General features: G+C 68.6%; 19 protein-coding genes and 1 riboswitch. Of the genes, 17 read left to right on the top strand and 2 right to left on the bottom strand.

The window, feature by feature from the left end; translation table 11 throughout:
* Positions 1 to 25 precede the first annotated feature (25 nt).
* The 4 genes from EV380_RS10285 (at position 26) to EV380_RS10270 (ending at position 3,173) form a co-directional block, all read left to right on the top strand.
* The gene (locus EV380_RS10285; RefSeq protein ID WP_130451067.1) at positions 26 to 1,039 is read left to right on the top strand and encodes a pirin family protein; all 1,014 of its coding nucleotides are present in this window, start codon (positions 26 to 28) and stop codon (positions 1,037 to 1,039) included.
* Positions 1,040 to 1,058: 19 nt separating this feature from the next.
* Positions 1,059 to 1,409, top strand: coding sequence for a GNAT family N-acetyltransferase (locus EV380_RS10280; protein WP_130451066.1), 351 nt, complete (start codon positions 1,059 to 1,061; stop codon positions 1,407 to 1,409).
* A 76-nt stretch (positions 1,410 to 1,485) separates the two neighbouring features.
* On the top strand, positions 1,486 to 2,058 hold the full coding sequence (locus EV380_RS10275) for an NADPH-dependent FMN reductase (protein WP_102157965.1): 573 nt from the start codon (positions 1,486 to 1,488) through the stop codon (positions 2,056 to 2,058).
* The gene (locus EV380_RS10270; RefSeq protein ID WP_130451065.1) at positions 2,055 to 3,173 is read left to right on the top strand and encodes a glutathione S-transferase family protein; all 1,119 of its coding nucleotides are present in this window, start codon (positions 2,055 to 2,057) and stop codon (positions 3,171 to 3,173) included. The genes EV380_RS10275 and EV380_RS10270 overlap by 4 nt, the downstream gene beginning before the upstream one ends.
* A 133-nt stretch (positions 3,174 to 3,306) precedes the next feature.
* Here EV380_RS10270 and EV380_RS10265 read toward each other — a convergent pair whose 3' ends face one another.
* A complete protein-coding gene (locus EV380_RS10265) occupies positions 3,307 to 4,845 on the bottom strand; it encodes an alanine/glycine:cation symporter family protein (RefSeq protein ID WP_130451064.1) in 1,539 nt (512 codons plus the stop codon).
* Positions 4,846 to 5,057: 212 nt separating this feature from the next.
* Between EV380_RS10265 and EV380_RS10260 the strand changes: the two genes are divergently transcribed.
* The 13 genes from EV380_RS10260 (at position 5,058) to rpsN (ending at position 17,827) form a co-directional block, all read left to right on the top strand.
* Positions 5,058 to 6,020 carry a ribonuclease HI family protein gene (locus EV380_RS10260; protein WP_130451063.1) on the top strand — a complete coding sequence of 321 codons (963 nt, stop codon included), beginning with the start codon at positions 5,058 to 5,060 and terminating at the stop codon, positions 6,018 to 6,020.
* A gap of 50 nt (positions 6,021 to 6,070) precedes the next feature.
* Positions 6,071 to 7,270 (top strand): serine hydrolase domain-containing protein, encoded by a 1,200-nt coding sequence (locus EV380_RS10255; RefSeq protein WP_130451062.1) that lies wholly within the window; start codon positions 6,071 to 6,073, stop codon positions 7,268 to 7,270.
* A 68-nt stretch (positions 7,271 to 7,338) separates the two neighbouring features.
* Positions 7,339 to 8,109 carry an SGNH/GDSL hydrolase family protein gene (locus EV380_RS10250; RefSeq protein WP_130451061.1) on the top strand — a complete coding sequence of 257 codons (771 nt, stop codon included), beginning with the start codon at positions 7,339 to 7,341 and terminating at the stop codon, positions 8,107 to 8,109.
* Between the two features lie 110 nt (positions 8,110 to 8,219).
* Positions 8,220 to 9,107 carry a CPBP family intramembrane glutamic endopeptidase gene (locus EV380_RS10245; RefSeq protein WP_165391936.1) on the top strand — a complete coding sequence of 296 codons (888 nt, stop codon included), beginning with the start codon at positions 8,220 to 8,222 and terminating at the stop codon, positions 9,105 to 9,107.
* Between the two features lie 48 nt (positions 9,108 to 9,155).
* Positions 9,156 to 9,785 carry a trimeric intracellular cation channel family protein gene (locus EV380_RS10240; protein WP_102157958.1) on the top strand — a complete coding sequence of 210 codons (630 nt, stop codon included), beginning with the start codon at positions 9,156 to 9,158 and terminating at the stop codon, positions 9,783 to 9,785.
* A gap of 87 nt (positions 9,786 to 9,872) precedes the next feature.
* A riboswitch (glycine riboswitch) is annotated at positions 9,873 to 9,972 on the top strand.
* A 187-nt stretch (positions 9,973 to 10,159) separates the two neighbouring features.
* On the top strand, positions 10,160 to 13,075 hold the full coding sequence (gene gcvP, locus EV380_RS10235; RefSeq protein WP_130451059.1) for an aminomethyl-transferring glycine dehydrogenase: 2,916 nt from the start codon (positions 10,160 to 10,162) through the stop codon (positions 13,073 to 13,075).
* Between the two features lie 19 nt (positions 13,076 to 13,094).
* The gene (gcvT, locus tag EV380_RS10230; RefSeq protein WP_130451058.1) at positions 13,095 to 14,201 is read left to right on the top strand and encodes a glycine cleavage system aminomethyltransferase GcvT; all 1,107 of its coding nucleotides are present in this window, start codon (positions 13,095 to 13,097) and stop codon (positions 14,199 to 14,201) included.
* 51 nt (positions 14,202 to 14,252) lie between these two features.
* Positions 14,253 to 14,633, top strand: a complete 381-nt coding sequence (gene gcvH / locus EV380_RS10225) for a glycine cleavage system protein GcvH (protein WP_130451057.1) — start codon at positions 14,253 to 14,255, stop codon at positions 14,631 to 14,633.
* A gap of 128 nt (positions 14,634 to 14,761) precedes the next feature.
* A complete protein-coding gene (locus EV380_RS10220; RefSeq protein ID WP_130451056.1) occupies positions 14,762 to 16,186 on the top strand; it encodes an L-serine ammonia-lyase in 1,425 nt (474 codons plus the stop codon).
* A 73-nt stretch (positions 16,187 to 16,259) separates the two neighbouring features.
* Positions 16,260 to 16,745, top strand: a complete 486-nt coding sequence (locus EV380_RS10215) for a MarR family winged helix-turn-helix transcriptional regulator (RefSeq protein ID WP_130451055.1) — start codon at positions 16,260 to 16,262, stop codon at positions 16,743 to 16,745.
* 369 nt (positions 16,746 to 17,114) lie between these two features.
* Positions 17,115 to 17,351, top strand: a complete 237-nt coding sequence (rpmB, locus tag EV380_RS10210; RefSeq protein WP_102157952.1) for a 50S ribosomal protein L28 — start codon at positions 17,115 to 17,117, stop codon at positions 17,349 to 17,351.
* Complete coding sequence (gene rpmG / locus EV380_RS10205; protein WP_102157951.1) at positions 17,351 to 17,518, top strand: 50S ribosomal protein L33; 168 nt, start codon at positions 17,351 to 17,353, stop codon at positions 17,516 to 17,518. The genes rpmB and rpmG overlap by 1 nt, the downstream gene beginning before the upstream one ends.
* Before the next feature lie 3 nt (positions 17,519 to 17,521).
* The gene (gene rpsN, locus EV380_RS10200; protein WP_102157950.1) at positions 17,522 to 17,827 is read left to right on the top strand and encodes a 30S ribosomal protein S14; all 306 of its coding nucleotides are present in this window, start codon (positions 17,522 to 17,524) and stop codon (positions 17,825 to 17,827) included.
* Positions 17,828 to 18,090: 263 nt separating this feature from the next.
* Here rpsN and EV380_RS10195 read toward each other — a convergent pair whose 3' ends face one another.
* On the bottom strand, positions 18,091 to 21,324 hold the full coding sequence (locus EV380_RS10195) for a S8 family serine peptidase (protein ID WP_165391935.1): 3,234 nt from the start codon (positions 21,322 to 21,324) through the stop codon (positions 18,091 to 18,093).
* Positions 21,325 to 21,421 lie beyond the last annotated feature (97 nt).

The following is a 21,421-nucleotide window of genomic DNA, read 5'->3' as shown; positions in this document are numbered from 1 at the left end:
GGGCGGAGCCCGTTAGGCTGGCACCATGAGCGATCTGGAGCGCGCCCCCGAGGCCGTGACCTGCCAAGCCGGCGACCCGTGCGACGGCGTCGTCTTCCTCGAGCCGCGCGATGTGCCCCTCGGCGGACTGCGCAGCATGGATGTGCGCCGCACGCTGCCCCAGCGCGAGCGCAGCCTCATCGGCGCGTGGTGCTTCCTCGACCACTACGGCCCCGACCACGTCGCCGCGACCGGCGGCATGAACGTCGCCCGGCACCCGCACACCGGCCTGGCCACGGTCAGCTGGCTCTTTTCGGGCGCGGTCGAGCACATCGACTCTGCCGGCCACCAGGCGACCGTGAGGCCGGGCGAACTCAACCTGATGACCGCCGGGCGCGGCATCAGCCACTCCGAGTTCTCCACCCCCGAGACCGACCTGCTGCACGGCGCCCAGCTGTGGCTCGCCCTGCCGGACGCGGCTCGGGGCAAGGAACCGGATTTCGAGCACTACGCGCCGGAGCCCGTCGCCGGCGAGGGCGCCGAGCTGCGCGTCTTCCTCGGCTCACTCGGCGGGAGCATGTCTCCGGTCGTTACGGACCATCCGACGCTCGGCGCGGAGATCCTGCTCGAACCGGGGGCGGAGATTGTGCTCGATCTCGACCCGTCCTTCGAGCACGGCCTGCTGCTGGACGACGGCGACCTGTCGCTCGATGACGAAACCCTGCCCCGTGATCACCTGGCGTACTTGCCGACCGGACGCGACGCCGTCGTCCTCTCGGCGGGAGAAAAGCGCGTGCGGGCGCTCATCATCGGCGGGGAGCCGTTCCCGGAGAAGATCGTGATGTGGTGGAACTTCGTCGGCCGCGCGCACGAGGAGATCGTCGCCCACCGCGCCGCCTGGCAGGCGGAGATCGACGCCGATCCGGCCCCCGCGCCGAACGGCGGGGAGTACGACGACGGCGCGCCCTACCCGCGATTCGGCACCTTCCCCGAGGGCACGCCGGCGCCGCTGCCCGCACCGGCGATGCCCCACGCGCGACTGCGCGCCCGTGAACAGTAAGACTGGAGAGAGGACGGAAATGACCGAGCAGGAGAGCAACGCCGCGATCGTGGTGCGCGAGAACACCGAGAAGCTCCGCTATGAGCTGGTGGACACCGAAGCCGAGGGAGGTGCCGTGATCGGCGGGGCGTACTACCTCGGGTACGGCGAGAACGAGCGGATCTTCTACCACACGGTGGTCGACGAGGCCTATGGCGGCCGCGGCCTCGCCGGCGTGCTGGCGCAGACCGCGCTGGAGGAGACGGTGGCCGCGGGCCTGAAGATCGTGCCCGTGTGCCCCTACATCAAGCGGTACGTGACCAAGCACGCGGAGGAGTTCGCGGGGCACGTAGTCTCCGTCAAGCCGGTCCACCTCGATGCGCTGAAGTAGGGGGCGCAGGCACTGGCCAGTTAGATGCAAAAGCATGTAAGTTGGTGGTAGAGCCACATCGACGCAGGAGGTTTGCATGACCAGGATCGCTGTTCTGACCGGATCGACCCGCCCCGGGCGGCTGAATCCCCAAGTGGCCGAGTGGACGCTGACCGAGGCCCGGAAGGCGAGGCCCGACATCGAGTTCGAGCTCGTCGACATCGCCGATTACAACCTGCCGCTGCTCGACGAGCCGTACCCGGCGTCGAAAATGAAGTACCAGCACGAGCACACCAAGGTGTGGTCGGCGAAGATCGGCTCGTTCGACGGGTTCGTGTTCGTCACCGCCGAGTACAACCACGCCCCGTCGCCGGCGCTGATGAACGCGATCGACTACCTCTTCGCCGAGTGGGGTGACAAGGCGGCGGGCATCGTCTCCTACGGCGGGGCGAAGGGCGCCCGCGCCGTGGAGGTCCTGCGCGGAATCCTCTCCGCCGTCGGCGTCGCCCACGTCCAGAAGACCGTCATGTTCGCCCTGGGCGCCGATTTCGACGACGGGACGTTTGCGCCGTCCGACCGCGCCGCCGGAGCGCTGGCGTCGATGCTCGAGCAGGTCGTCGCGTTGACGCGCGCCCTGGAAACCGTTCGAAAGCAGGAGGTCACGGCATGAGCGGGAAGCAATCCCCGACCGAACACTCGACTCGCGGCGCGTACGTCACGGGTGGCGAGTTCACGCGGGACACCAACTACATCGAGGACCGCATCGTCGCCGACGTCGAGGCCGTCTCCGCGCTGTCGACCGCGGAACCGAGCACGATCGGCCAACTCGGGGCCGGACTGACCGAGGGGGCGCGGGCGTGGCCCGTCGAGGCCGGGCGCTACCGCCTCGTCGCGGCCCGCGCGTGCCCGTGGGCCAACCGCGCGATCATCGTCCGCCGCCTGCTCGGGCTCGAGGACGTCATCTCGCTAGGCACGCCGGGACCTACGCACGACGTGCGCTCCTGGACGTTCGACCTCGACGAGGGTGGACGCGACCCCGTGCTCGGCACGGAGCGCCTGCAGGAGAACTACTTCGAGCGCTTCCCGGACTACCCGCGCGGCATCACCGTCCCGGCGATCGTGGATGTCTCCTCCGGCGGGGTCGTCACCAACGATTACCCGCAGATGACCCTCGACTTCGCGACCCAGTGGCGGCAGTTCCACCGCGAGGGCGCACCGGACCTGCTCCCAGCCGACAAGGCGGAGGAGATGTTCGGTGTCATCAAGCGCGTCTTCACCGAGGTCAACAACGGCGTCTACCGTTGCGGCTTCGCCGGGGACCAGACGGCCTACGACGAGGCCTACGACCGCCTCTGGGCCGCGATGGACTGGCTCGAGGAACGCCTGAGCACGCGCCGCTACCTCATGGGCGAGTCCATCACGGAGGCCGACGTGCGCCTCTTCACGACGCTCGTGCGCTTCGACCCCGTCTACCACGGCCACTTCAAGTGCAACCGCAACAAGCTTGATCAGATGCCCGCGCTCTGGGGCTACGCCCGCGACCTGTTCCAGACGCCCGGTTTCGGCGACACGGTCGACTTCGACCAGATCAAGCGCCACTACTACGTCGTGCACGAGGACATCAACCCGACTGGCATCGTCCCGGCGGGCCCGGACCTCTCCGGCTGGCTCACCGAGCACGGCCGCGAGGCGCTCGGCGGCACGCCCTTCGGCACCGGCACCGCGCCGGGCCCCGTCCGCCCGGGCGAGCAGGTCGCCCCTGGAGCCAACCCGCTGACCGCCTGAGGCGTCGACGGGAACGCGAAAAGCCGGCGCCCCGCCGTCGTACGGATCAAGTACGACGGCGGAACGCCGGCTTTCGTCTGTGCGAGTGATGCCGCGCGCCCCGGGATGAGCGGGGCGCACGTCGTGCGGGGGACTACAGTTTGGCCTTTTCCTTCTCGCGGTCCGTCTTGTAGGTCTCCCAGAACGTGGCGCCGACGATGTTCAGGACCTTCGGGTCGAAGACGGGGTCCAGCCCCAGCTTCTTCTGCGCCTCGAAGTCCTTGAGCGCCTTGAACGCCGGCTGCTGCAGGATCAGGATGCCGATGATGTTCAGCCAGGCCATGAGGCCCACGCCGATGTCGCCCATCGCCCACGCGTTGTCCGCGGTGTTCACACAGCCGTACGCGACGGCGATGAGGATCGCGACCTGCAGGGCCATGGTGGTCACGCGGCCGATGCTGGCCTTGATGCCCGGAATGAGCGTCTTCGAGGACTTGCCCACGAGGAAGCGCAGGTTGGTCTCGGCCATGTAGTAGTACGCGATGATCGTGGTCAGGCAGAAGAACATCAGCGTGACCGCGATGAACGAGGCGCCGAAGCCGGCGAAGACGCTGTCGAAGCCGGCCTGCACGAACTGCGGTCCCACGACGGCGGTGCTCGAGAGCAGCCCGCCCTCGGCGAGCACCGGGCCGTCGGAGCTTCCGCCCTCATGCACGCGGTAGGCGCCGGTGGAGAGGATCAGGAAGCCCGTGGCCGAGCAGACGAACAGGGTGTCGATGTAGACGGCGAAGGACTGCACGAGGCCCTGCTTGGCCGGGTGCGAGACCTCGGCGGCTGCGGCTGCGTGTGGGCCCGTGCCCTGACCGGCTTCGTTCGAGTAGACGCCGCGCTTGACGCCCCACATCACGGCCAGACCGACGACGGCGCCGAAAGCGGCGTCCATGCCGAATGCTGCGCGGAAGACCATCGAGAACATCTCCGGCAGTGCAGAGGCGTTCGCGAACACCACGATCAGAGCCAGGACGATGTAGGCAACGGCCATGAACGGCACGACGAAGGAGGCGAAGTTGGCGATGCGCTTGACGCCGCCGATGATCACGAACGCCAGGACGATGACGGCGCCGACGGCGACGGACCACGAGGGCAGGGCCCAGGCGCCGTCGATCGCGGTGGCCATCGAGTTGGCCTGAACGCCCGGCAGCAGGACGCCGCAGGCGATCACGGTCACGGCGGCGAAGACGTAGCCGTAGACCTTGAAGAACGGGGCGCCCCTGGTGTGGGCGAGCGCGCGGGAGAGGTAGTAGGCGGGGCCGCCGCGGTACTCGCCAGTCAGCGGGTCGCGGGTCTTGTAGATCTGGCCGAGCGTCGACTCGATGAAGGAGGTCGATGCGCCGAGGAAGGCGACCATCCACATCCAGAACAGTGCGCCAGGGCCGCCGAAGGCGATCGCAGTGGCGACACCGGCGATGTTGCCGGTGCCGACGCGGCCGGAGAGGGACATGGCGAGGGCCTGGAAGGAGGAGACGCCGGACGGCGAACGCTCGCCCCGCACCAGCTGCTCGACCATGCCCTTGATGTGCCGCACCTGCAGGAAGCGGGAGCGGACGGAGAAGTAGACGCCGCTGGCGAGGCACAGGTAGACCAGCCAGTCACTCCAGATAACGTCGTTGATTGCGGATAAGACTTCGCTCATTGTGTGAGGATCCTCCATGAAGGTTCAAGTGATGCGTCCAATGATGCACGTCATTGATGTCATCTATGTTGCACACCACAGCAAAACCTGTGAAGCTTCTCACATTTTCTTCGAATGCGTCCAATCGTCGGCGGGGAGGCGACCCGCTCCGCCCCGCGCCCCGATGACCGCCCGCACCTGTTCTGCGGGTCCGACATGGCAGGATTGACGCCATGACGATCACCGCTGCCGCCGATGGATCCGCGCTCGGCAACCCCGGCCCGTCCGGTTGGGCCTGGTACATCGACGATGCGAACTGGCGCGCCGGCGGGTGGGACCACGGCACCAACAACATGGGTGAGCTCATGGCGGTGCTGGACCTGCTCAACGCCACGGCCGACCGCCCGGACGAGCCGCTGCACATCCTCTGCGACTCGCAGTACGTCATCAACTCCGTGACCAAGTGGATGCCCGGCTGGAAGCGGAAGGGCTGGAAGAAGGCCGACGGCAAGCCGGTCCTCAACGTCGAGCTGCTCAAGCAGATCGACGCCGCGCTCGCCGGCCGCACCTACACGTTCGAATGGGTCAAGGGTCATGCCGGCCACGACCTGAACGAGGCCGCCGACGTCCGCGCCCGCGCCGCCGCGACCGCCCACCAGCGCGGTGTCGCTCCGGACGCCGGTCCCGGCCTCGTCGGCGCCCCTCCGGCGGCCGCCGGCGCACAGGGCACGACGACGGCGCCCGCGTCGTCAGTGCCGACGCGGGCCGCCCCGTCCTCGGCCACCGCTGTCGCGAACGGCACGGAGCCCGACCTGTTCTCCTCGCTCGAGGGCGTCCAGGAGACCGGGACGGGCAACGCGGTGCTGGACGCCGTCGTCACCCTTGAGCGCGAGCTGCTCGAGCCCGAGGTCCGAGCCGACGCCTCGGCCGTCTCCTATCTGCTGCACGCCGACTTCCGGCAGATCGGCTCCCACGGGGACTTGCACGACCGAGACACCGCGATCGCCGTCCTTGAAGAGTCCGCCGCGGCCCCCGCGGGCACGTTCGAGCTGCTCGACGCCGTGACGATTGCCGACACCGTGCTGCTCACCTACCGGCTCTCGGGCACCGGTTACGCCACCATCGTCGCCTCGCTCTGGGTGCAGGCAGACGGGCGGTGGCGCCTGCGCTTCCGCCAGTCCACGCCCGAGCGCTAGGCCGCCCGCTGGCCCGCACTGCTCGCAGACCACACATCGGAAGGAAACCCGTGACCGAGACCGACCCGCGCTTCACGTCCGTCGCCGAGCTCTTCGAACGCTTCGGCCAGGAGGATCCGGACTACGCCGGGCAGCTGGCCGTGTACTACGAGGGTGAGCTCGTGCTCGATCTCGCCGTCGGGCCCGATTGCGCGCCGCAGGCCGGTGTGGGCGCCGATGCGGGCCCCGACGACCCGGCGTTCGGGGCCGAGGCGCTGACCGGCGTCTTCTCGTGCAGCAAGGGCGCCGGCGCGATCGTGATCGCTCTGCTCGTGCAGGACGGGCTGCTGGATCTCGACGCGACCGTCGCGGCCTACTGGCCCGACTACGGGCAGGCCGGCAAAGAGACCACGACCGTCCGCCAAGCCCTGAGCCACCAGGCCGGCTCCCTCGGCGTCGCCGGCGGCTTCACCGCGGAGGAGTACAACAACTCGGCACTCGCCGCGGCCCGACTGGCCGCAGAGCCGCCCAACTGGCGCCCGGGGATCGCGTTCTCGTACCACGGGTTGAGCATCGGCATCCTCATGGAGGAACTCGTCCGCCGCATCACCGGCCGGACCCTGCAGGAGGTCTACGAGGAGCGCGTCCGCGCCCCGCACGGCGTCGACTTCTACCTGGGGCTGCCGGAGTCCGAGGAGCCGCGCTACCGGGACGTGCTCAAGCCCGCGGCCGCGCCCCTGCCCTTCATTGACCCGTACGGCTACCTCGGGACCGCGTTCAACTCGACCGGCGGCTTCACCCGGGAGGACGGGCAGCCCGGCGATCTGCTCGACCTGCCGAACAGCCGCGAGATCCGCGCGGTCGGCATGACCTCGGCCGGCGGCGTCGCCAACGCCCGCGGGCTGGCGAGGCTGTACGCGGCCGCGAGCACCGGCGTCGTCCTCGAGGACGGCACGCGCAGCGCGCCCCTGCTGACGGAGCACACTCAGACGATCATGGCCGAGGATCAGGTCTTCGGCCTCGACCGGGCCGATGGCGGGCTCAAGGCGTTCGGCGTGGTGTTCATGAAGCCGACCCCGGAGAAGGACTTCGGGTCCTGGCGGGTCTTCGGCCACGAGGGCGCGAACGGGGCGTTCGGCTACGCGGATCCCGCCTACGGGATTGCGTTCGGCTACGTCCCGGCACGAGCCGAGGAGATGGGCACGCTCGGGCGCAACGGCCGACTGAGCCTCAGTGTGCGCCAGGCCGTGTTGAAGGCGCTCGTCGCGTAGAGCCCCGATTGCGGCCGCGCGTGCCGCAATGGCGCGGGGCCGGTGCGCAGTGGTCTATCGTGAAGGACGTGGATTTCGAGAAGCGATACGTTGCCATTGGAGATTCCTTCAGCGAGGGTGTCGGGGACCCCGCGCCCGACCGGCCCAACGGGGTACGGGGCTGGGCCGACCGCGTCGCCGAGCAGCTGATCACCGCCGACCCGGCCTGGGGCTACGCCAACCTGGCCATCCGCGGGCGGAAGCTGCCCCAGATCGTCGCCGAGCAGGTGCCGCAGGCCATCGCGCTAAAACCGACACTCGTGACCGTCTCCGCCGGCGGCAACGACATCCTGCGCCCGCGCGTCGACGTCGAGGCCATCGTCGCCCAGCTGGACGACGCCCTGGGCGAGCTCAAGGCGACCGGAGCCGACGTCGTCGTCTTCACCGGGTTCGACGTGTCCGAGTCGCCCATCTTCAGTGCCACCCTGGGGCGCGTGGCGCTGTTCAACGAGCGTCTGCGCGAGATCGCCGACCGGCGCGGGATCGTGATCGCCGACTACTGGCGCTGGCGCGAGTTCCAGAACATCGGCTACTGGGACGAGGACCGGCTGCACATGAACACCTCGGGCCACTGCCTCATGGCCACGCACATCCTCGAACTGCTGCGTCTGGACCACACGATCGAGGTCCCGGAACTGCACACGTCCGCCTCCCGCGGCCGCGTCGAGGAGATCAAGCAGAACGCGCAGTGGGCGAAGACCCACCTGCTGCCGTGGGTGCAGCGCCGCCTGACCGGCAAGAGCTCGGGCGATCGGATGGACCCGAAGTACCCCGACTACGTTCAGGTCTACCCGGAGTAGGGGAGGACCCCGGGGCTCGGCTCGGGGAGGACCCGGGTCCGGCCGGGGTTCGCCCTGAAATCGCCGGATAAGCCTTGGAATCGGCCCGCGGCCGGCGAACCATGGTGGACATGACCACCACCTCATCGCCCGCACCCGCCGCCGCCGTGCGCCTGCCCTCCCGCCGCGACGGCAACCTGCCCGCCTGGGCGCCGCGCTTCCTGACGGTGTTCGGAGCCGTCATGCTCGCGCTCGTGCTCGCTCTCTGCGCGCCCGCGCTCGCCGGCGCCGATTCCGGCTATCTCGGAGTGCTCACGCCAGCGGTCATGTGGGCGCCGGCCGTCGTCGTCCTCGCCTTGCACTTCGCGTTCGGCCGGCCGGTGCAGCTGCTGCGCTGGGCCGGGCTGCGCGGCGCGTCGCCCGGGCGGATCGCCGGGACGACGGCGGCGCTGCTCGGTCTCATGATCGCGATTCCGGCCGCCGTGATCGCCGCCTCATCCGCCCTCGGGTTCGTCGAGTTCGCCCCGGGCGCGGATGCGCGCGGGCTGGCAGTCTGGGTGCTGCCGCTGGCCGCCGCCACGATGCTCTTGACCTTCGGCGAGGAGTTCGCCTGGCGCGGGTACCTCGCCTCGACGCTCGCGGCCTGGGGGTTCTGGCGCTCCACGGCAGCGATCGGCGCGTTCTGGGCGCTCTGGCACGTCCCGCTGACCGCGGCCTACGCGCTCGACGGCGTCTCCTCCTGGCGCGAGGTCCTCGCCACCACCGTCAATCTCTTCCTGGCCTCCTTCGTGCTCGCCGGCGTGCGCTGGCTGAGCCGGTCGGTGTGGCCGGCGGTCGCCGGCCACGCGATGCTGAACACGGTGCTGGTCTTCGCCTACTCGAACCTCATGTCGGAGACGTCCGCCCTGCCCGACGGCGCCTACTGGGGCCACCAGGGCCTCAGCTGGGCGGTGTGGGGCGCCGCCGTCGTCGTGGTGTGGGCGCCCGTGGCACGCCGGACGCGCGCCGCCGCCCGCTGACGCCCCCGCCGTGCACGGGCGGCGCCGGGCGGCTAGGATCCTGAAGCGATGTCCATGCTTCTTCTCGATCTCCTCGGCACCTTCTTCTTCGCGGTCTCCGGCTCCCTGCTGGCCGCGCGCAAGAAGTTCGATGTCGTCGGCTCCCTCCTGCTCGCCTCGCTCGTCGGCCTCGGCGGCGGTGTGTGCCGCGATGTGATCATCGGCCAGGGCGTGCCCAACGCGTTCGCCCAGCCGGTCTACCTCCTGCCGCCCGTGCTCGCGACACTGCTCGTGGCGACCCGCGTGGTCCACGAGACGCGGGTGCGCCGCCCCCTGCTGCTGTTCGACGCCGGCGGGCTGGCCCTGTTCTGCATCGTCGGCACGATCACGGCGCACGAGGCCGGGCTGCACGCCGTGTCGGCCGCGCTGCTGGGCCTGACGACCGCGGTGGGCGGCGGCGTCATGCGCGACGTCGTCGCCAACGAGGTGCCGCAGGTCTTCAACCCGCGCGGCGTCTACGCGATCCCCGCCATGCTGGGGGCGGCCCTGACCGTGCTGACGCTCGAGCTCGGGTGGTTCGGCGTCGTCGCCGGCTGCCTGATCGCGGTCTTCGTCTTCGTCCTGCGCGTGCTCTCCATCCGGCTTGAGTGGCACGTTCCGCTCGCCGGCGGCGGGACGATCCGCACCAACGACGTCTGACGAACCGGCCCTCGTGTTGGCGGTGCCCGGGCCTCCAACTATGATGGAGCTGTGACCGGCGGCATTGCGCCGCCGGACGCACGCTTTCGACACGCGGCGGGAGAGTCCCGGCCGAAGCCACGGTCGGGCGCCGTAGGAGCAATTTCCTCCCCGGGAATCTCTCAGGCACCCGCACCGCCGCGAGGAGGCGACTCTGGAAAGCAGTGGGCCAGCCGCGTTGCGCGGCCGGCACGCTCACCGAAGGTGCAAGCGCATGGCAGTCAGGCGCGGAAACTCTCAGGTTCACTACAGAGCGGGGAGGGAAACAGCCTCCGGCGTCCTCAGCGGCGCCGCGATCGCGACAGCCCGCTTCGCCGACCAGGAAGTCTCCACCGATGACAGTCATCCCCGCCACGCCGTCCGTGCACCTGCACGACGACGCCGCCACCTTCGCCGACCGCCACATCGGACCGCGCGGTGCCGCCACGGAACACATGCTTGCGACCGTCGGCTTCGAGAGCCTCGAGGCCCTCGTCGACGCCGCCGTCCCGACCGACATCCGCCAGGGAACCGCGCTCCAGCTTCCGCCGGCCCGCAGCGAAGCCGAGGTCCTCGACGACCTGCGCGCGATCGCCGCCAAGAACGTCATCAAGACCCAGATGATCGGCCAGGGCTTCTACGGGACCGAGACCCCGCCGGTCATCATGCGCAACGTCCTCGAGGATCCGGCCTGGTACACCGCGTACACGCCGTACCAACCGGAGATCTCGCAGGGCCGGCTCGAGGCCCTGCTGAACTTCCAGACCATGGTCGGCGACCTCACGGGCCTGCCCGTGGCCAACGCCTCGCTGCTCGACGAGGCCTCCGCCGTGGCCGAGGCCGTCCTGCTCATGCGCCGGTCCAACAAGAAGAAGGCCAACGCCAAAACGGTCCTCGACGCCGACCTCTTCCCGCAGACCCTCGCGGTCGTTGCCGGCCGCGCCGAGGCCCTCGGCTTCGAGCTCGAGGTCGCCGACCTGTCGCAGGGCCTGCCCGACGGCGAGATCTCCGGGATCGTCCTGCAGCAGCCGGGCAACTCCGGCCGTGTCGCCGACCATTCCGCCGTGATCGCCGCCGCCAAGGAGCGCGGCGCGATGGTCACCGTCGCCGCCGACATCCTCTCCCTGGCGCTCATCACGCCCCCGGGCGAGCAGGGCGCCGACATCGCGGTCGGCAACACCCAGCGCCTCGGCATCCCGCTGTTCTTCGGTGGACCGCACGCGGCCTACATGTCCGTGCGCACGGGCCTCGAGCGCAACCTGCCGGGCCGCATCGTGGGCGTCTCCTACGACGACGCCGGAACCGCCGCCTACCGCCTCGCCCTGCAGACCCGCGAGCAGCACATCCGCCGCGAGAAGGCCACGAGCAACATCTGCACCGCGCAGGCTCTGCTCGCCATCGCCGCCGGCATGTACGGCGTCTACCACGGGCCGGCGGGCCTGAAGAAGATCGCGCAGCGCACCCACCTGCGCGCCCGCACGCTCGCGACCGTGCTCTCCGGCGCCGGCTTCGCCCTGGCCGCCGAGAACTACTTCGACACCCTCACGGTCACCGCCGAGGACCGCGCCGTCTCGATTGTCGCCGACGCCGAGGTCGAGGGCGTGAACCTGCGCCTCATCGATTCGAACACCGTCGCCGTCTCCACGGACGAGACCACGACGCCGGCCCACCTGGCCGTCGTCGCCGCCGCCTTCGGCATCGCGGACGCCACGCAGGCCATCGCCGAGGCCGAGGCCTCCCTCGCCGGGGCGGGCACGGCCCTGGGCGACGACGTCGTGCGCTCCTCCGAGTACATGACGCACCCGATCTTCCACACGGTGCGCTCCGAGACCCAGATGCTGCGCTACCTGCGCCGGCTTTCGGACCGGGACCTCGCCCTCGATCGGACGATGATCCCGCTCGGCTCGTGCACCATGAAGCTCAACGCCACCGCCGAGATGCAGGCCATCTCGTGGCCGGAGTTCTCCACGATCCACCCGTACGCGCCCGAGCACCAGACCGCCGGGTGGCGCCACCTGATCCACGACCTCGAATCGCGGCTCGCCGCGATCACCGGCTACGCGGGCGTCTCGATCCAGCCCAACGCCGGCTCGCAGGGCGAGTACGCGGGCCTGCTCGCGATCCGCCAGTACCACGTCGCCAACGGCGACGACGGGCGCGACGTGTGCCTCATCCCGGCGTCCGCCCACGGCACCAACGCCTCCTCGGCCGTCCTCGCCGGGCTCAAGGTCGTCGTCGTCAAAACCGCCGCCAACGGCACGATCGACGCGGAAGACCTCGACGCCAAGATCGACAAGCACCGCGACTCGATCGCCGGCATCATGGTTACCTACCCGTCCACGCACGGCGTGTACGACGCCGACGTGCGCGAGGTCTGCGACAAGGTGCACGCCGCCGGCGGCCAGGTCTACATCGACGGCGCCAACATGAACGCCCTCGTGGGCCTCGCCCAGCCGGGCCAGTTCGGCGGCGACGTCTCGCACCTGAACCTGCACAAGACCTTCTGCATCCCGCACGGCGGCGGCGGACCCGGCGTCGGGCCGGTGGCCGTGGCCGAGCACCTGCTCCCGTTCCTGCCGGGCGCACCGACCGGACCGCACAACGGCCACCACGGGACGCCTGTTGCCTCGACCGCGTACGGCTCGGCCGGCGTGCTGCCGATCTCCTGGGCGTACGTCGCGATGATGGGTGCCGAGGGCCTCACGGCTGCGACGTCCAATGCCCTGCTCACCGCGAACTACGTGTCCAAGTCGCTGGCCGAGTACTTCCCGACGCTCTACACGGGCAACGGCGGCCTCGTCGCCCACGAGTGCATCCTCGACCTGCGCGAGCTCACGGCCAAGACGGGCGTGACCGCCGAAGACGTCGCCAAGCGCCTCATCGACTACGGCTTCCACGCCCCAACCCTGGCCTTCCCGGTCGCCGGCACCCTGATGGTGGAGCCGACTGAGTCGGAGGACCTGGGCGAGATCGATCGCTTCATCGAGGCCATGATCGAGATCCACGCTGAGATTCAGCAGGTCGCCCACGGGGAATTCACCGTCGAGGAGTCCCCGCTGCGCCGCGCGCCGCACACCGCGGTCGCCGTCGCCTCGAGCGACTGGGCCCGCGCCTACAGCCGCGAGCAGGCCGCCTTCCCGGTGGACCGCCTCCGCCAGGACAAGTACTTCCCGCCCGTCGGCCGCATCGACGGCGCCCACGGCGACCGCAACCTGGTCTGCTCCTGCCCGCCGCCGGAGGCCTTCGAAGCCCCCGCCGAGGACGCGAACTAACCGAGAGGACACGCACATCATGACGCAGAAAACCGCGCTCCACGCAGAACACGGTGCCCTCGGCGCCTCCTTCACGGACTTCGGCGGCTGGGACATGCCTCTGAAGTACGCCTCCGAGCTGGCCGAGCACCAGGCCGTCCGTGAGGCCGCCGGGTTGTTCGACATCTCCCACATGGGCGAGATCTGGATCGAGGGACCGGCCGCCGCCGAGTTCCTGAACTACGCCCTCGTCGGCAACCTGGCCGCAGTCAAGGTCGGCAAGGCGAAGTACACGATGATCGTCAACGCCGCCGGCGGCATCATCGACGACCTCATCGTCTACCGCCGCGGCGAGACGACGTTCCTCGTCGTCTCCAACGCGGGCAACGCACCGACAGTGGCCGCCGACCTGTCCGAGCGGGCTGCGAACTTCGAGGTCGAGGTGCGCGACGCGTCCGCCGAGACCTCGATGATCGCGCTGCAGGGGCCGGCCGCGGAGGGGATCCTGCTCACGCAGGTCGCGGCCGAGTCTGCGTCCATCGTCACCGATATGCCGTATTACGCGGCGGACGACATCACGGTCGCCGGCATCGACGTGCTGCTCGCCCGCACCGGCTACACCGGCGAGGACGGGTTCGAGCTCTACGTCTCCAACGACGACGCCGTCGCGCTGTGGCGCGCGCTGCTCGCCGCCGGAGACGGCTCCGGGCTGATCCCGGCGGGCCTGGCGGCGCGCGATTCGCTGCGCCTCGAGGCCGGCATGCCGCTCTACGGCAACGAGCTGGGCCTGGAGACCACCCCGTACGACGCCGGCCTCGGCCCGATCGTCTCCCTCAAGAAGGAGGGCGACTTCGTCGGGCGCGCCGCGCTCGAGGAGGCCAAGGCCGCGGGCACGAGCCGGCGGCTCGTCGGGCTCAAGGGCCTCGGACGTCGCGCCGGGCGCACGGGCTACGCGGTGCTCAAGGACGGGGCCGAGATCGGCGTCGTCACCTCGGGCCAGCCGTCGCCGACCCTCGGCTACCCGGTCGTGATGGCCTACGTCGATGCCGAGTTCGCCGAACCCGGCACCGCCCTGGACGTTGACCTGCGCGGTAAACCACAGCCGTTCGAGGTCGTCGCCCTGCCGTTCTACAAGCGTGAGAAGTAACGTAGAACCGTCCCCACCGTCGCAAGCACCACCAATCGAAAAGGAACGCCCATGAGCAAGGTTCTCTCCACCCTCCGCTACTCCGCCGAACACGAGTGGATCGACGCGGCCTCCCCGGCCAGGATCGGCATCTCCCAGATCGCCGCCGACGCCCTCGGCGACGTCGTCTACGTCGACATGCCCGAGGTCGGCGCCGAGGTCACCTCCGGCGAGCCGTGCGGCGAGGTCGAGTCCACCAAGTCCGTCTCCGAGATCTTCTCCCCGGTCACCGGCACGGTCGTCGAGGTCAACCAGGAGCCGGTCGACAACCCGGGCATCCTCAACGAGGACCCCTACGGCGCCGGCTGGCTGTTCACCGTCGAGGTCACGGAGGAGGGCCCGCTGCTCTCCGCCGAGGAGTACGCCTCCGCCAACGGCGGGGACGTCGAGTAAGGACCCCGCTCCACCCGCAGCGGTGCGGGGATCGCCTCCCCGCACCGCGCACCCTGTCGACGACGCCGGCGCCACCCACGCCGGCGTCGTCGTGGTTTTCCGATCCATCCACTGTCGCAAGGATCCCCATGGCACTCAGCGTCTTCGACCTCTTCAGCGTCGGGCTCGGCCCCTCGTCCTCCCACACGGTGGGCCCCATGCGGGCCGCAGCGCAGTTCGCCAGGCACCTCGCGGACACCGAGGCGATCACCCGCCTCGCAGACCTGCGCATCGACCTCTACGGGTCGCTCGCCGCGACCGGCCGCGGCCACGGCACCTTCACGGCGATCCTGCTCGGGCTCGAGGGCTACGCCGCCGAGGAGATCCTCCCGGACGAGGCCGAGGCGCGGATGGCCGCGCACGCTGAGACCGGCCGCGTCGACGTCGCCGCGCAGCTCGAGGCGCCGACCCGCACGCTCGAGTACGGCGTCGCCGACATGGTCCTGCACCCGCTGACGGTGCTGGCGCGACACACGAACGGCGTGCGCTTCGTCGGACTCGACGCCGCCGGCGAGACGGTCGCCGATCAGACCTACTTCTCGATCGGCGGAGGATTCATCGTGCGCGAGGGCGCCGAGGACGCCGTCGTGCAGGAGATTGAGGAGGACCTGGCCAGCGTTCCGCACCCGTTCCGCACCGCCGTCGAACTGCTGGGCCATTGCCGCGAGCAGGACGCGAGCATCAGCGAGATCATGTTCGCCAACGAGTGCGCGGTGCGCGACGGCGACGAGGTCCGCGCAGGGATCCTGCACCTCTGGGACGTCATGGAGGCGTCCAAGGACAACGCGCTCGAGCGCACCGGGCTGCTGCCCGGGGGCCTGAAGGTACGACGACGGGCACCGGCCTGGCACACGCGCCTTACCGAGCAGGACCCGAACCGGGATCCGGGCTTCTGGCAGGAGTGGGTCAACCTGGTCGCGCTCGCGGTCAACGAGGAGAACGCGTCCGGCGGTCGCGTCGTCACCGCCCCGACCAACGGCGCGGCCGGGATCATTCCCGCTGTCATGTTCTACGCGACGCACTACTCGCCGGCGGTGCGGGGGGCCGGCGCGGAGGAGTTCGAGGCGGTCAAGCGCGACGTGATCGTGCGGTTCTTGCTCACCGCCGCGGCCGTCGGCGTGCTCTACAAGGAGCAGGCGTCGATCTCGGGCGCCGAGGTCGGCTGTCAGGGCGAGGTCGGGTCGGCGTCGTCGATGGCGGCCGCCGGACTGGCCGAGATCCTCGGCGGGACACCGAAGCAGGTGGAGAACGCCGCGGAGATCGCCATGGAACACAACCTGGGCCTGACGTGCGACCCCATCGGCGGCCTGGTGCAGATCCCGTGCATCGAGCGCAACGCGATCGCGGCCGCGAAGGCGATCAACGCGGCCAAGATGGCGCTCATGGGCGACGGGGACCACCGGGTGAGCCTCGATGAGGTGATCGTGACGATGCGCGAGACGGGCAAGGACATGAGCCACAAGTACAAGGAAACGGCCCTCGGCGGTCTCGCCGTCAACGTCGTCGAGTGTTGAAGCGCGCGAAACTCCTAGTCAAACATGGACGTTTCCCTGCGCAACCAACACGACCTGTGTCAGAATTGAGCGCATGACGGAACCACGGTGGTTGACGCCCGACGAGCGGGAAGCATGGCTGGCGCTCTGGGCCGTCATGCTCAAGCTGCCCAGCACGCTGGACAGCGAGCTGCACAAGCAGGCGCGGCTGACGATCTTCGACTACAACGTGCTCGCCATGCTCTCCGAAGAGGACGATCGGACGCTGACGATGAGTCAGCTCGCCGGCAAGACCAACGCGTCCCTCTCGCGGCTGAGCCACGTGGTCAAGAAGCTGGAGAGCCGCGGCTGGGTCGAGCGCAGGCGGTCCCCGGTCGACGCGCGCGTGACGACGGCGACCCTCACCGACGAGGGCATCGACTCCGTCGAGGCCCTCGCCCCCGAGCACGTGGAGTCCGTGCGCCGGCTCATGTTCGATCAGCTCGAGGACCGGGACATCGCGGACCTGACCCGCATCGGGCAGAAGATCGTACGGGGTCTCGATTCCGACCACTGGATCTTCCACGACCGGGGTGACTGAGCGCACCACCTCCCGTTTTGCGCTGCGGGCCCCGGCGCTCTAGGATAGTAAGGCGTTAAGTCATGCCTGCCGTCATGCGCGAACCACGTTCGTGCGCGCAGGCATGGTTGCCCGTAAACCGAATAAAGCGGCCTGTGGGATAGGGAAACATCGCAAGATGATCCCACTGGGCCGCCGAATTCACCGTATATCGCGCAAGACAGGGCGCTTCGGTTGGATCTCACCCAGCCTGGTTACCTTCAAGCAGTAAAGAACGGTGTCACAACTGGTGGCGGGACGCTTCAACGCATTAACAGGTGCAAGCCGCTTCCGTGGCGCGCGCCTGCTTGAAGAGTACCGCCGTTTTACTACTACTACTGAGGAGTGATCATGGCAGCAGTTTGCCAGGTGACCGGTGCAGTGCCGAACTTCGGCCACAGCATCTCCCACTCGCACCGCCGCACGAAGCGTCGGTTCGACCCGAACATCCAGAAGAAGCGCTACTGGGTTCCGTCCCTGCGCCGCAACGTCACGCTGACGCTGTCGGTCAAGGGCATCAAGACCATTGACGTCCGCGGTATCGACGCCGTGGTGACCGAGCTGCTCGCGAAGGGAGTGAAGCTCTAGTGGCTAAGGACAAGGACGTACGTCCGATTATCAAGATGAAGTCCACCGCTGGGACCGGCTTCACCTACGTGACCCGCAAGAACCGTCGTAACAACCCGGACCGCATGGTCCTGAAGAAGTACGACCCGGTCATCCGCAAGCACGTCGAATTCCGAGAGGAGCGCTAAGACATGGCCAAGAAGTCCAAGATTGCCAAGAATGAGCAGCGCAAGGTCATCGTCGAGCGTTACGCCGCGAAGCGTGCCGAGCTGAAGAAGACCCTGGTTGACCCGAACGCGACCGAAGAGGCCCGCGAAGAGGCCCGCCTCGGCCTGCAGAAGCTGCCGCGCAACGCCTCGCCGGTGCGCGTCCGCAACCGCGACGCCATCGATGGCCGCCCGCGCGGTACGTTCCAGAAGTTCGGCATCTCCCGTGTTCGCTTCCGCGACATGGCCCACAAGGGCGAGCTGCCGGGCATCACCAAGTCCTCCTGGTAAGCCGCACGCGCACCTCGGTGCGTTAGCCGCCGGCTGAACCGGATTCGAAAGGCCCCCGCTCTGTTGAGCGGGGGCCTTTCGCGCGTCCGCACTCAGGCCCAGGGGTCCAGAGGCGCACCTCATCGCCGATGTCGCCCGGAGGGGACGGCGCGTGGCCACCACTTTCGAAAGACCACAAGCTGGCGGTCGTCCACGTGCAGCGCTGGCAGCGAGCGGGGGCCGGATTCGGTCGAATCCGGCCCCCGCCAATGGTGCTGTGCAATCTAGTCGTCGACTCCGTAGAGGTGCTCGATGGTCTGGTCGATCGTAGTACCGTTGGCGTCCTCGATGGTCAGACGAAGCGTCACGAAACCGTTCACCGCGGCCGAGTTGTCGACGAGAACCTTCCACCGCCCATCCTGTTCGATCACTTTCGCCTCGCTCCAGGTGGAATCCTCGACCAGCAGGTCGTCGGCCCCTTGGAGATTCTCGTAGTTGACCCGAGCTGTCATCGCGGCGATGCCACCCGGGTTGTAGCCGTTCTGACCTTGCAGGTTGACAGATACCGGGTACTCCGCCTCGGAGGGCGCCCGGTTGAAGTCGTCAACCTCAGCGTCCAGCCTCGGCAGCGCGATCGGCAGCGGCACGACCTCATCGCCGGCCGGGGCCTGCGAATCGAAGCTGAACGAGGTGCTGGTTCGCAGGCCCAGGTCCCAGTAGTTGTCACGACGCAGCCGGCGCTGGTCGACGACAGCGGTCACCTTGGAGCTCTCGAGGGCGAGCTGCGAGGCACCTGACGGAGTCGAAAAGCTATCGAGCAGCACACCGTTCTCGTAGATCGATAGATTTCCGACGTCGGCGAGGCCGCCGAGTCCGACGCGGCCGACTTCGGAGTCTTTCCACTGCGGAAAGCTGAAGCCCACCAAGTTTCCCTGACGCTCCGCGACGCGGCTGGGTTCACCGGAGGCCGTCATAGCCATCCCGGTGTTCGTCGGGAGCTTGAACCAATCCACGATCGAGTCGGAACCTGCCTTGTACCGGCGTACCGGATCGAACCAGATTTCAGGGAACTGATTGATCTGACCCGATTGGGCCAGCTGCTGCCAGGGAATGTCTGCGGAGTAGTAGGCGGTGCGCTTCATCGGCGAGGTCAGCGGCGAACTGACGGCCGTAAAGAAGGGGTCGGCGCCGGCCTCTTCTGGCATGACACGCGTCCAGTCCTGGGAGTTCCACGGTCCACTGGATTGGGCGTGCCAGCTCTCCGAGACCAGACCGAGTGCCGAATCGGGCACCTCGTGAAGCTGGTCCCTAGACACTCTGTCCTCTTCGGTGAAGGCCAAATTGTAGACGTAGGAGCTGTCCGCAGTGGACACGGCCGGATCGAAGGCGCGCAAGTAGGTGCCGAAGCTGAACGTGCCGTACTTGACCTTGTCGGTGGGCGAAACGTAGAGCTCGGTCGCCGAACCGGCCACGTAGGAAGCGGCCAGCCGCCACTTGTCATCCCAGCTGCGGTCGAAGCCCAGTGAACCAGAGCGGATCTGCATCGGGCGGTCTCCGGCCAGCTCGACCCGAGTGGTCTCTCGGGCGTCGAGCACCACCGTGGTGTCTTCGGTCAGGCTCATCTCCGGGTCGCCGACGTAGGCGTACGAGTCTGCGCCCCCTCCGCCCTGCGTGCCGATGAATGATGAGACCACGTAGTCACCGGCGCGTACGCGCAGGGTCAAGTCTTCGCCGGAGAAGTAGTTCATGGTTCGAGCCGGCTGATGCATGTCGGTCAGGTCGAGGTAACCCCTGACGGCGTTGTCGCCGTTGCGGTCGATGCTCTTGAAGGTTACATCGACGGTTTTCGGTTCCAGCCAGAAGCCGACCGACGTGACCGCGCGGGTCTCCTTGTCGCCTATCTGGGTAGCGACGATGCGTGCTCCGATCTCGCCGTAGGCCCCTTCGCGTAGATTCTTCGCGTCGCCACTGGCGGTGACCTCGACGCTCGCGCTGCCGTTGGCCGGAACGGTGATCTGCCCGGCGCCGAGCTTGATCAGGTGCGCCGGGACCTTCTGACCATCGGCGCCGGTGAGGTCCTCGACCTTAAGCTTCAGCTTGATCGGCGCCTCGGAAGTGTTGTTGTAGGTGACCTGCTCGGTGGACCGCTGGAATTTTCCGTGCGGCCAGTCGAAGTCACCAAGTTCGACGCTGACATCGCTAGTCAACTCTGTGGTGATGGCATCCGGTGTCCACAGTTCGCCGGAACCTGAGGTGTAGACGTCGCCGGATGCGTCCGGCTTGGCCGAGGAGACCAGGGCTGATTTGAGCTGTTGAGCGGAGTAGTCGGGGTGGGCCTGGCGCAGCAGTGCAGCGGCTCCTGCCACGTGCGGCGCGGCCATCGAGGTGCCGGACATCTTCACATAGGCATCACCCTCGGCGCCTCCGGCCTTGGCACCCAGGATTTCCACGCCGGGGGCGGCCAGGTCAGGCTTGATGTTGTGTCCCCCCAGCGTTGCTCCGCGGCTGGAGAATGCTGCCGGAGCGCCCTCGGAGTCCACTGCGCCCACAGTGAGTACCCCTTCGGCACAGCCCGGGGCGCTCACCGTTTCGCGAGCGCCGGAGTTGCCGGCCGCTACGACGAACAGGGTCTGGCTCTGCGTGGAGAGTTCCTCGCTGGCGAGGGACATCGGGTCGGTGCAGTCGGTTGGCTGGGACGAGCCGAGGCTCATGTTGACCACGTCGGCTTCTTGCTCAACGGCCCATTCCATGCCGGCGATGATCCAGGAGGTCTGGCCTCCGTTGGTGCCGAGCACTTTGCCGATCAGTAGCTCGGATTCGGGTGCCATGCCCGTCTTGGAGGGGTCAGCGGCCCCGGCTCCACTGATGGTGGAGGCCACGTGGGTGCCGTGTCCCTGACCGTCCTCGATACCTTCCCCGGTGAAGTCCTTGGTGTCGGTGACCTGGTCGGTCAGATCCGGGTGATCGGCATCGTAGCCGGTATCAAGCACCGCGACCTTGGTCCCCTGGCCGTTGAAGCCCAGGTCCCAGGCTTCTTCGGCGCCGGCCTGGGCCACGCCGGTGGCAGGATCGAGATCGACCTCGCTTGGCTCCACGCGCGCATCGAGCCAGATCTTCTTTTCGGAGTCGCTGCTGAACACCTTGGCGTCCACGAGCTGTTGGTAACTGCGGGCCGCGGTGTCTTTACCCAGTGTGAGGGCAGTGGCGTCGATGGAATCGAGAGTGGTCACGACGTCGATCCCGGCGGTGCGGGCGACGGCGGAGGTAGCGCCCTGCATGATCAGCGGCAGCGAATCGGAGTCGGCATCAGCGTACCCCTGGCGGATCAACCCGGTGACGTTGAACAGCTCGCTGTCCAACTGGCCCGAGGCAAGGAAGCCTTGGGCGTCCGCGGGGAACACGTAGAGGTCTTCATTGACGATGCGGGTGAAGTAGTCGCGTCCGCTGGGCACGATGGCCGTCGGGTGACCGTCGGAAGACGTGCTGACGAAGATCGTGTCGCCGTTGATCAGAGTCACGGCGGCCGGGCCCCCGGCGTCGTTCTGACCGACGATGGGGTTCTCTGGACCCTGCGGGGTGGCTGTCGCCGTAGGCGGGGTCAGGCCTAGCAGGCTA

Origin of the sequence: Zhihengliuella halotolerans (genome assembly GCF_004217565.1) — a bacterium.
Lineage (GTDB): Bacteria > Actinomycetota > Actinomycetes > Actinomycetales > Micrococcaceae > Zhihengliuella > Zhihengliuella halotolerans.
Note: the sequence above shows the minus strand (reverse complement) of the source record. Positions and strands in the feature narration are given on the sequence as shown.